This is a genomic window from Brevibacterium renqingii (assembly GCF_017808105.1).
Taxonomy (GTDB): Bacteria; Actinomycetota; Actinomycetes; order Actinomycetales; family Brevibacteriaceae; genus Brevibacterium; species Brevibacterium renqingii.
In genome coordinates this window covers 200846-211621 of the sequence record NZ_JADBHF010000008.1, presented here as the reverse complement: position 1 = coordinate 211621, position 10776 = coordinate 200846, and the positions used below count along the sequence as shown (strand labels likewise).

Below are 10776 nucleotides of genomic sequence, written 5' to 3'. Positions count from 1 at the left end.
TTGTCCACGATGATGATGTGGCGGTCTTTGATGATGAGGACGACGCGGGTTCGGGCGTGGGTTCGTCCGACACCGATGGAGTACATTCTCGAGTCGTAGCGCAATGAGACCTTGCCCTGTTTGTCGATCCTGTCGGTGCGGTATCGACTCTTGTCCTCCGGCAGTGATGTGGGGGCGTCTTTGGGTGCACTGATGTAGGCAGCCCAGGGTGTTGCCTTCTTCGCGGAGTGGATTCGTTCGGTGTTGTATACGTGCTGGAACGTTGCCAGGACGGTGTTGAGGTCATCGACGCTCGCGGGGGCTGGGCGCGAATCGAGCCATTTCTTCATCGTCTGCTGGAAGCGTTCGACTTTGCCTTGGGTTTGGGGGTGGTCGCCGCGTCCGTTGCGTTGAGCGACGTCGTGTGTGCGCAGGAGCTTTTCAAACCGGTTGACTCCGTCGCGGAACCGGCTGGTGTAGATCATGCCGTTGTCGGTCAGGGTCGCGGCCGGCCAGCCGTGTTTCCTCGCGGTTGCGGTGAACGTTGACACGACGGTATTGACGGTGGTGGCGTCTCTGGCGCTGATGTGCAGGGCGGTGCGGGAGTAGTCATCGAGCCAGGTGATGATGTCGATGCTGGCACCGTTGGCGAGCCGGTAGTGGGTGACGTCGGATTGCCAGCAGCTGTTGGGCAGTTCGGCTTCGAAGCGTGTGAGGGCTGCTGTGGGTTTCTTCTTCGGTTGTGCGGTGACGAGGCCGTGTCGAGTCAGGATCCGGGCGATGGTCGCTCGTGAGGGGACTTCGCCGATGGTGGGGTTGTTGTCGAGGTGGTCGCGGATCGTGGCGGGTCCGGCGTCGAGTCCTGCCTGGATCAGCTCGCCGCGGATGGTCGTGATCGCGGTGATGGTCGCCGGTGGTGTGGTTGCCGGGTGGGTGTGGGGTCTGCGGGACTTGGGGTAGAACGCGGTGTCGCCTTCGATCCTCCACTGTCTCAATAGTTTGGAAACACTCGATCGGGAGACGTTGTAGGCGCGTGCTGCTTGGGCTTGGGTCATGGTGCCCGTGGTCACGGCGCGGATGATCTGTGCTCGTGTACTCATTCCCCATCATGGGCGCACGGGGTGTTGAAGATGTATTGAGACATGTGTTGACGATGTACTGAGACTTAACACCGTCATCCCCTCCGCGAGCCGGTCTGACCTTCGGGTCAGGCCGGTTTTCTCATGTCCGCGCAGGATTTCGCCGTATCCGAGGGCGGCCATGGTCGCGGCCTCGGGCATATAGCCGTCGGCCTCCGCGGGCCCCTGGTCGTCGATGATGGCGGACGCCGTCGCGTTCGGCGATGGGTGCCGCGCATGGGAAGGTGCGGCGCTTGCCGGAAAACCGCCCGGTTTCGCGTATCGACCGAGGTTTCGCGTAATATAGGTGATTGCGTCTTGCGGACGTGCGCGAAGAATTCGTGGACTTTCGCTCCCCTTAAGGTCACGAGATGGCCGATCAGGCTGTGAGATGGTCGTTTGCGGCCATGAACGGGGCCGGTCAGGTCGGAAGATGGCCGAACATGCATGACTGTCGAAATTGAAAGGTCGCACTGTGAAGAGCTCCGTCGAGCAACTCGACCCCACGCGGGTCAAGATCAGCGTGGAAGTCCCATACGCCGAACTCAAACCGAGCGTCGACGAGGCATACAAGACCATCGGTGCTCAGGTCACCGTCCCCGGCTTCCGCAAGGGCAAGGTCCCCGCGCGCATCATCGATCAGCGGATCGGTCGTCCCGCAGTGATCCAGGAGGCCATCAACAACGGCCTCGATGACTTCTACCGCAATGCCGTGGAAGAGAACGAGCTCAAGCCGATGGGTCAGCCCGAGGTCGAGATCTCCGAGGTGCCCGGACTCGACGGCACCGAAGACGGAGACCTCAACTTCACCGTCGAAGTCGATGTCCGCCCCGAGATCGAGCTGCCCGCCTACGATTCGATCACCATCGAGGTCGACCCCATCGAGGTCACCGACGAGGACGTGGACGCCGAGCTCGAGCAGCTGCGCACCCGCTTCGGAACCCTGACCTCGGTCGATCGCCCCGCGGCAGAGGGCGACTTCGTCACCCTCGATCTGGTCGCCACCATCGATGATGAAGAGATCGACACCGCCTCCGACATCTCCTACCAGGTCGGTGCCGGCACGATGCTCGAGGGCATGGACGAGGCTCTCGACGGTCTCTCCGCCGGTGAGACCACGACCTTCGAAACCACATTCGCCGGCGGCGAGCATGCCGGTGAGCAGGGCACGGTGAAGATCACCCTCAGTGCTGTGAAGGAACGTGAGCTGCCCGAGGCGGACGATGACTTCGCTCAGCTGGCCAGTGAGTTCGACACGATCGCCGAACTGCGCGAAGACCTGCGTGAGCAGGCCGGCAAGCAGAAGGAGACCGACCAGGGCGTGCAGGCACGCGACAAGGTGCTCGAGCACCTCGTCGAGACCCTCGAGGTCCCGGTGCCGGCGAAGATCGTCACCGATGAGGTCGAGCGGCATCTCGAGTCCGAGAACCGGTCGGACGATGACGAGCATCGCAAGGAGGTCACCGAGGAGACTGAGCGCAACCTGCGCACGCAGTTCATCCTCGACGCCGTCTCCGAGGCTGAGAACGTCGAGGTCAGCCAGCCCGAGCTCATCGAGTACCTGATCTCCGCATCGCAGCAGTACGGGATGAACCCGAACGAGTTCGCGCAGATGCTCGACAGCTCCGGGCAGGTCAACGCACTGGTCGGAGAGGTCTCGCGCCGCAAGGCCCTGGCCGCAGTGCTTGCCGGCGCCACGGTCAAGGACACCGCCGGAAACGTCGTCGACATGGAGGCCTTCACCTCCGCCGGAGACGATGAGGAAGCCGCCGAGGCCGACACCGAGGCTGCGGACGAAGTGCCGGCAGAGGCCGCCGAGGAGAACTGAGGAAGAACCGCTTCACTGGCGGATTCCGGATGAGACGGTGGGCGCGGACGTGGGTCCGCGCCCACCGTCTCTGCCTATCCGCACACGTCGATCACGCTGAGGGCGAACACGGGCCTCGCCGCGGACTAAAACCCGGTGGGGAGCGGTTAGAGTCCATAACAAGCCATCCACAGAACACAGGAGTGAAACGTGAGCGCACACGACATGACAGCTCCCGTCGGCCTCGACGCCGGTGGGGGAATGGGCCTGGACGACCATATCTTCAATCGTCTCCTCAAGGAGCGCATCATCTGGCTCGGTTCAGAGGTGCGCGACGACAACGCCAACGCGATCTGTGCACAGATGATGCTGCTGGCCGCTGAGGACCCCGACGCCGATATCTCGCTCTACATCAACTCGCCTGGGGGATCGGTCACCGCGGGCATGGCCATCTACGACACCATGCAGTACATCAAGCCCGACGTCTCGACAGTGGCGATGGGCATGGCCGCCTCGATGGGGCAGTTCCTGCTGTCCTCGGGCACTCCGGGCAAGCGCTACGCAACTCCGCACGCGCGCATCCTCATGCACCAGCCGCTCGGCGGCATCGGCGGCACCGCCACGGACATCAAGATCCAGGCCGAGCTGATCCTGCACATGAAGAAGCAGATGGCCGAGCTGACCGCCGAGCAGACCGGAAAGTCGCTCGAGCAGATCCTCAAGGACAATGACCGTGACCACTGGTTCACCGCCGAGGAGGCCCTCGAGTACGGCTTCATCGACAAGATGGTCACCCGCGCGTCCGACGTCGAGAACAACTGAGCAGGAGTGAGGGAAGAATGAATTCAATGAACTTTATGCCGGGTTCGACGGCGTCGAATATGCCGCAGTCGCGGTACGTGATGCCGCAGTTCGAGGAGCGGACACCCTACGGCTTCAAGCGTCAGGACCCGTACACGAAGCTCTTCGACGATCGCGTGGTCTTCCTCGGCGCTCAGGTCGACGATACGAGCGCCGACGACGTGATGGCCCAGCTGCTCGTGCTCGAGTCGCAGGATCCCGATCGTGACATCACGCTCTACATCAACTCGCCCGGCGGCTCGTTCACCGCGATGACGGCGATCTACGACACGATGCAGTACATCAAGCCGGAGATCCAGACCGTCTGCCTCGGTCAGGCCGCCTCGGCGGCCGCCGTGCTGCTCGCGGCCGGCACCCCCGGCAAGCGACTGGCCCTGCCCAATGCGCGTGTGCTCATCCACCAGCCGGCCATGGAGGGGCAGGGTCAGGGGCAGGCCTCCGACCTCGAGATCCAGGCTGCCGAAGTGCTGCGGATGCGTGAGTGGCTGGAGGGGACTCTGGCCAAGCACTCGAACAAGGAGCCTTCGCAGGTCTCGAACGACATCGAACGGGACCTCTTCCTCACGGCCGAACAGGCGAAGGACTACGGTCTCGTCGATCAGGTGCTCTCTTCACGCAAGAACGTGGTCTGAGCCCTGCGCGGTGGTCTGAGGACCGTTGGAACGGGCTCGTGCGGCAGCGACCGTGCGGGCCCGTTCCTCCTCTGTCTGCCGACACACCGAATGACGTCGCTGGGGGTTCGTGTCAGCGACGTATGGGAAGCTATTGAGGTACAGGAAACACGAGCGGTAGAGTTGGGGCCAAGCGTCCTGGCGAAAGGTTGTGACAGTGGCTCGCAGTGCGGACGGAGCAGACCTGCTCAAATGCAACTTCTGTGGGAAGTCTCAGAAGCAGGTTCGAAAACTCATCGCTGGACCTGGTGTTTACATCTGCGATGAATGCATCGGACTGTGCAATGAGATCATCGAAGAGGAGCTCAGCGAATCCAGTCCGGAGCAGGCCGAACTCGAGCTGCCGAAACCGCGAGAGATCTTCGACTTCCTGCAGGAGTACGTCGTCGGACAGGAACCGGCGAAGAAGGCGCTCTCCGTCGCCGTCTACAACCATTACAAGCGCATTCGCTCCCTGCAGTCCGGGGAGGACACGAAGACCCTCGGCAGCGACGATTCGGACGTTGAGATCGCGAAGTCGAACATCCTGATGGTCGGACCCACGGGTTCGGGCAAGACCTATCTGGCGCAGTCACTGGCGAAGCGCCTGAATGTGCCTTTCGCCGTCGCCGATGCCACCGCACTGACCGAGGCCGGTTACGTGGGCGAGGATGTCGAGAACATTCTGCTCAAACTCATTCAGGCCGCCGACTTCGACATCCAGCGCGCCGAGCACGGCATCATCTACATCGACGAGATCGACAAGATCGCCCGCAAATCGGAGAACCCGTCGATCACCAGGGATGTCTCGGGCGAGGGCGTGCAGCAGGCGCTGCTGAAGATCCTCGAGGGCACCCAGGCCTCCGTCCCACCGCAGGGCGGCCGCAAGCACCCGCACCAGGATTTCCTGCAGATCGACACAACGAATGTGCTCTTCATCGTCGCCGGAGCCTTTGCCGGTTTGGAAGAGATCGTCGCCGGCCGCAAGGGCAAGCACGGCATCGGCTTCGGTGCCCTTCTGCAGTCGAAGAACGACGAGGAGGACCTCTACGCGGACATTCTGCCCGAGGATCTGCTCAAGTTCGGGCTCATCCCCGAATTCATCGGTCGGCTCCCGGTGCTGGCAACTGTGTCCAACCTCGATCGCGCGGCACTCATGTCCATCCTGACCGAACCGAAGAACGCTCTGGTCAAGCAGTACCAGCGCATGTTCGAGTTCGACAATGTCTCCCTGACCTTCGAGACCGAAGCGCTCGAGGCGATCGCTGATCTCGCGCTGCTGCGCGGCACGGGAGCGCGGGGACTGCGTTCGATCATGGAGGAAGTCCTCCAGCCGGTCATGTTCGACGTGCCTTCGCGTGAGGATATCGCCGAGGTCGTCGTGACCAAGGACGTCGTCGACTCCAATGTGGCACCGACGCTGGTGCCCAAGCCGCGGAACAGGACCAACAAGAAGTCTGCCTGAGCCTCTGACGGATGAGGCTCTTCGCTGATGGCCGCCCCCTGAAGTACGCGGCGTTCCGTCGCCTGTGGTTGGCCAATATCGTCACCGTCATCGGTGCTCAGATGACGGTCGTGGCGATTCCGGCCCAGATCTTCCATATCACCGCCTCGTCGGGCTATGTCGGTCTGGCAGGTGCCTTCGGTCTCGTACCGCTCGTGGTGTTCGGACTCTGGGGCGGTTCGCTGGCCGACGTCGTCGACCGGCGCAAGCTGCTCGTCGTCTCCACTGTCGGACTCATCTTCACCAGCGCCGTGCTCGCCTTCATCGCCGTGCTGGACATCGACAACGTCTGGCTGCTGCTGTCCGTGTTCTCCATGCAGCAGGCGTTCTTCGGACTCAACCAGCCTGCGCGAGGGGCTCTTCTGCCGACGATCGTTCCGCTCGAGCTGCTGCCGGCGGCGAATTCGCTGAATATGACGGTGATGACGCTGGGAGCGGTCATCGGCCCCGTCATCGGCGGCGCCCTCATCCCGCTCTTCGGCTATCAGCTGCTGTACATCGTCGACGCCGTGTTCCTGTTCGCCACCCTCTACGCGGTGCTCCGCCTACCTGCTCTGGTCCCGAAGATGCAGCCTGATACGCGCTCGGGATTCAAAGGCATCATCGACGGATTCCGGTACCTGAAGACCAACACCGTGGTCATGGTGTCCCTGCTCGTCGACGTCATCGCAATGGTCTTCGGCATGCCGCGTGCGCTGTTCCCACAGATCGCCGCGGAGACCTTCGACGGGCCGGACGAAGGTGGGATCGTCTTCTCTCTGCTCTTCGCCGCTCTGGCCGGAGGCAGCGCCCTGGCCGGGATCTTCTCCGGATGGGTGTCTCGAGTCGAGCGGCAGGGGCTCGCGGTCATCGTGGCCATCGTCGTCTGGGGCTCGGCGATGGTGGTCTTCGGCCTCTCGCTCGAGGTAGCCTCGAGTCTCTGGACCCTCGCGCTCGTTGTCGCGCTCTTCGGCCTCGCCCTGGGCGGGGGAGCGGACATCGTCTCATCGGCCTTCCGCTCGACGATGCTGCAGGAGGCTGCCACCGATGACATGCGCGGACGGATGCAGGGCGTGTTCATCGTCGTCGTCGCCGGCGGTCCCCGCCTCGCAGACATCCTCCACGGATCCGTCGCGGAAGCGACGGGAACCACCGTCGCAGCGGCAGGCGGCGGGCTCGCAGTGATCGTGCTCGTGCTCGCCTGTGCAGTCGTCTTCCCCGCCTTCCGGAGCTACCGGGTGCAGCGGGGGCGTCCCGAGCAGACCGTTGCCGTCGACACCTGAGGTCCGCGAACGACTTCAGGCCTGAGCTGCCGAGTAGACGGCGTTCTCCGCGGGCTGGACGACGACGAAACCGGGGCCGTGGAAAGCGAGCTGGATGGACTCACCGGAGCCGCGACCGAAGAACGTGCCGATGCTGACGTCCGTCTTGATCTGCGGGGCCAGGGCCGAGGACCAGCATACGGCGGCCTGGGGATCGACGAATGTCGGCTGCTGTGAGCAGTCGAGGACCATGGGCTCTCCCTTGCAGCAGATGGCCGCAGTGCCTCGGCCTGCGAGTTCGAGGTTGAATAGGCCCGAGCCGCTGGCCATGGCGCCGACTCCGCCCTTGATGCGCTTGATCTCCCAGCTGAGCGCATCGTCGAAGGCGAGCAGATTCGAGGTGTTGACCGTCAGCGCGTCCTGCGGGCCCTCGAGGGACATCATGAAGATGTTCGAGGCCTCGCGGGCGAAGAACACCTCTCCGTGGCCTTCGACGCGCATGACGTTGCCGCCTTCTCCTGTGGCTGCCTTCTTCATGAACTGACCGACCGACTTCGATCCCTGGTGGGTGAAGTGCACATCACCCTGATAGGCGACCATCGCGCCCTTGGTGGCGATCATCGGAGCGTTCGGCGTGATGACCGTGCGCAGCATCTTCTTCGACTGGAGGGTCCATCGATCCTGGTTCTGGATCTCGGCGTTGCGCTGGGAAAAGAGTTCGCTTCTCACGTTCCGTGGGCCTTTCGATCAGGAAGGGATTCCGTACTTCTTCGGTTGTCGGATCCATAATACGTGCGTTCATCAGCTGGGCACGCCGTTCGAATGTGTCCATCCGGGAACATGCACGAACCCCACGACGCCCGGTTCTCTCGGATCCGGAACATCGGACATCGTGGGGTTCTGACGGGGTTCGGGGACGAACGCCCCTTCGCTCAGTCCTGTTCGACGAAGCTGATCTCGCCGATGGTGATCTCGTCGCCGGTCTCCTCGGTGACCAGAGTCTCGACTCGGCCGGCGGCCTTGAGGTCTCCTTCGGCCGACCGGATCGCAGACACGATGGACGTCGGCGCCTGAATCGTCACTGCGGCGACCGCAGTCTTCTGCGAGACCTTGGCCTCGGTCTTCGTGCGACGGATCTCGGTCAGAGCCGCGGCCACCGAGACCAGCAGATCGGGATCCACGCTGGAATCGGGATGGCTGAGGGACTCGTCGGCCGGCCACGAAGCACGGTGGACCGAACCGGTGCGCCACCACGACCAGACCTCTTCGGTGACGAACGGCATGAAGGGTGCGAACAGTCTCAGCAGCACATCGAGAGCGGTGGCGAGTGTGACGTGAGCCGAAATCTGGTCGTCGGCCCCGGATGCACCGTAGGAACGATCCTTGACGAGCTCCACGTAGTCGTCGGTGAACTCCCAGAAGAAGCTCTCGGCCACGCGCAGGGCGTGGGCGTAGTCGTAGTCGGCCATATGCGCACCGGCCTGCTCGACGACCTCGGACAGCTTCGCCAGCAATGCACGGTCGAGATCGTGCGTGACCGCGCCGAGCTGACCGATGAGTCCCGCATGCACACCCTGGGCGAGGGCGAACTTCGATGCGTTCAGCAGCTTCATGGCCAGTCGACGGCCGATCTGCATCTGAGTGACGTCATAGGCGGTATCGGCGCCGAGCTTCGCGCTGGCCGCCCAGTAGCGGACCGCGTCGGGCCCGTAGCCTGGTTTGGCCTCGGCGAGGATATCGGAGGGCACGACGACGTTGCCCTTCGACTTCGACATCTTCTTCCGGTCAGGATCCAGGATCCAGCCGGACAGGCCGGCATGCTTCCACGGCGCCGAGTCGTTGAGCGAGTTCGCCCGGACCACGGTCGAGAACAGCCAGGTGCGGATGATGTCGTGTCCCTGGGGGCGCAGATCGAAGGGGAAGACCTTGCCGAAGAAGTCCTCGTCTCGCGACCAGCCGCCCAGGAGCTGGGGAGTCAGCGAGGAGGTCGCCCAGGTGTCGAGCACGTCCGGGTCTGCGGTGAAGCCGCCGGGCACATCACGCTGGTCCTCGGCGAAGCCATCGGGCACCTCGGCGATGGGGTCGACGGGCAGGGATTCGGGCACGATCGGGTCGTCGTAGTCCGGCTGTCCATCGGCGTCGAGTCGGTACCACAGGGGGATCGGAACGCCGAAGTAGCGCTGACGGGAGACCAGCCAGTCGCCGTGGAGGTTCTCCACCCAGTTCTCATAGCGTGAACGCATGAATGCAGGATGCCATTCGATCTCACGACCACGCGCGATGAGCTCATCGCGCAGCTGGGCCGACCGGCCGCCGTTGCGGATGTACCACTGGCGACTGGTGACGACCTCGAGCGGCTTGTCGCCCTTTTCGTAGAACGGAACAGGATGGGTGATCGGTTCGATCTCGCCGATGAGGTCACCGGAGTCGATGAGCATCTGGGCGATGTCCTTGCGCGCGGAGAAGGTCGTCTTTCCTGCCAGCGCCTCGTAGTTCGGCACCGCATCCGGTTTCGGCGAGGCGGAGATCCATTCGGGGACCTCGAGGTTGAGACGGCCGCCGCGGTTGATGACCGCGCGAGTGGGCAGATCGAGTTCGCGCCACCAGGTGACATCGGTGAGGTCGCCGAAAGTGCAGACCATGGCGATGCCGGTGCCTTTGTCCGACTTCGCGAGCTCATGGGCACGCACCTCGACGCTGACACCGAAGAGCGGTGAGACGACGTTCGTGCCGAACATCGAGGCATAGCGTTCGTCGTCGGGGTGGGCTACGAGCGCGACCACGGCGGGGATGAGCTCGGGGCGCGAGGTGAGGATCACGATCGGTTCCGCCGACGTGTCGGCGAGCCCGTCAGCGCCCTCGGGGAAGAACTTCACCTTGTGGTAGGCGCCGTCCTTCTCCCGGTCCTCGAGCTCGGCCTGAGCCACGGCGGTGCCGAAGGTCACGTCCCACATCGTCGGCGCATCCTGGGAATAGGCATGCCCTCCGGCGAGGTCCGCGAGGAACGCTCGCTGACTGACGGCCCGTGAGTCGTCGTCGATCGTCCGATACGTGTACTTCCAATCCACGGAGAGACCGGTGGAGCGGAAGAGATCCTCGAAGACCTGTTCGTCCTCGGCTGAGAGCTGCTCGCACAGTTCGATGAAGTTCTGACGTGAGACCTTGACGAAGTCGCGAGAGTTCTTCGGCGCCTTCTCCGGCGGCTGGAAGTCCGGATCATAGTGCCGGCTGGGATCGCAGGTCACGCCGTAGTAGTTCTGCACCCTGCGTTCGGTGGGCAGACCGTTGTCGTCCCACCCGAGAGGGTAGAAGACGTTCTTGCCCGTCATGCGCTGGTAGCGGGCGATGATATCGGTCTGCGTATAGGAGAACACATGCCCGACGTGCAGCGAGCCCGAGGCGGTGGGCGGGGGAGTGTCGATGGAGTAGACCTGCGCGCGATCGGTCTCGGCGTCGAAGGCGTAGACTTCCGCCTCGCTCCACGTCGCGTCCCATTTGTCCCGAAGGCCCTCGAGGGCCGGTCTGTCAGGCAGGTTCACTGACTCGTGCGTCGAGTCCGAAAAGGCAGGTGTGTTCATAACTGTTGATTTTCTCACCCGGTACGCGTCTGGCCAAA

The 10776-nt window shown here is 63.5% G+C and carries 8 protein-coding genes; 5 read left to right on the top strand and 3 right to left on the bottom strand.

The genetic code is table 11. The features are described 5' to 3' along the window. A partial coding sequence (locus IHE57_RS10415; protein ID WP_209372903.1) for a DDE-type integrase/transposase/recombinase occupies window positions 1-1079 on the bottom strand: 1079 nt, incomplete at its 3' end. A gap of 493 nt (window positions 1080-1572) precedes the next feature. Between IHE57_RS10415 and tig the strand changes: the two genes are divergently transcribed. The 5 genes from tig (at window position 1573) to IHE57_RS10390 (ending at window position 7181) form a co-directional block, all read left to right on the top strand. Further along, complete coding sequence (gene tig, locus IHE57_RS10410; protein ID WP_209372901.1) at window positions 1573-2925, top strand: trigger factor; 1353 nt, start codon at window positions 1573-1575, stop codon at window positions 2923-2925. Between the two features lie 204 nt (window positions 2926-3129). Then, window positions 3130-3726: an ATP-dependent Clp protease proteolytic subunit gene (locus IHE57_RS10405; protein ID WP_209325204.1), complete on the top strand. Its 597-nt coding sequence runs from the start codon at window positions 3130-3132 to the stop codon at window positions 3724-3726. 26 nt (window positions 3727-3752) lie between these two features. Further along, window positions 3753-4397 (top strand): ATP-dependent Clp protease proteolytic subunit, encoded by a 645-nt coding sequence (locus tag IHE57_RS10400; RefSeq protein ID WP_209325132.1) that lies wholly within the window; start codon window positions 3753-3755, stop codon window positions 4395-4397. Window positions 4398-4593: 196 nt separating this feature from the next. Then, on the top strand, window positions 4594-5880 hold the full coding sequence (clpX, locus tag IHE57_RS10395; RefSeq protein ID WP_209325133.1) for an ATP-dependent Clp protease ATP-binding subunit ClpX: 1287 nt from the start codon (window positions 4594-4596) through the stop codon (window positions 5878-5880). Between the two features lie 11 nt (window positions 5881-5891). After that, window positions 5892-7181, top strand: coding sequence for an MFS transporter (locus IHE57_RS10390; RefSeq protein WP_209372899.1), 1290 nt, complete (start codon window positions 5892-5894; stop codon window positions 7179-7181). 15 nt (window positions 7182-7196) lie between these two features. On the opposite strand, the gene IHE57_RS10385 is transcribed toward IHE57_RS10390, so the two are convergent. Together IHE57_RS10385 and valS are read right to left on the bottom strand one after the other, a co-directional pair. Further along, window positions 7197-7889 carry an AIM24 family protein gene (locus tag IHE57_RS10385; protein WP_209325135.1) on the bottom strand — a complete coding sequence of 231 codons (693 nt, stop codon included), beginning with the start codon at window positions 7887-7889 and terminating at the stop codon, window positions 7197-7199. A gap of 203 nt (window positions 7890-8092) precedes the next feature. After that, complete coding sequence (gene valS, locus IHE57_RS10380; protein ID WP_209372897.1) at window positions 8093-10738, bottom strand: valine--tRNA ligase; 2646 nt, start codon at window positions 10736-10738, stop codon at window positions 8093-8095. Window positions 10739-10776: the final 38 nt, after the last annotated feature.

Coding starts and splice junctions, on each gene's coding strand:
- IHE57_RS10405 (WP_209325204.1), top strand. CDS start 3,130: ATGACAGCTCCCGTCGGCCTCGACGCCGGTGGGGGAATGGGCCTGGAC.
- IHE57_RS10400 (WP_209325132.1), top strand. CDS start 3,753: ATGAACTTTATGCCGGGTTCGACGGCGTCGAATATGCCGCAGTCGCGG.
- IHE57_RS10390 (WP_209372899.1), top strand. CDS start 5,892: ATGAGGCTCTTCGCTGATGGCCGCCCCCTGAAGTACGCGGCGTTCCGT.
- valS (WP_209372897.1), bottom strand. CDS start 10,738: ATGAACACACCTGCCTTTTCGGACTCGACGCACGAGTCAGTGAACCTG.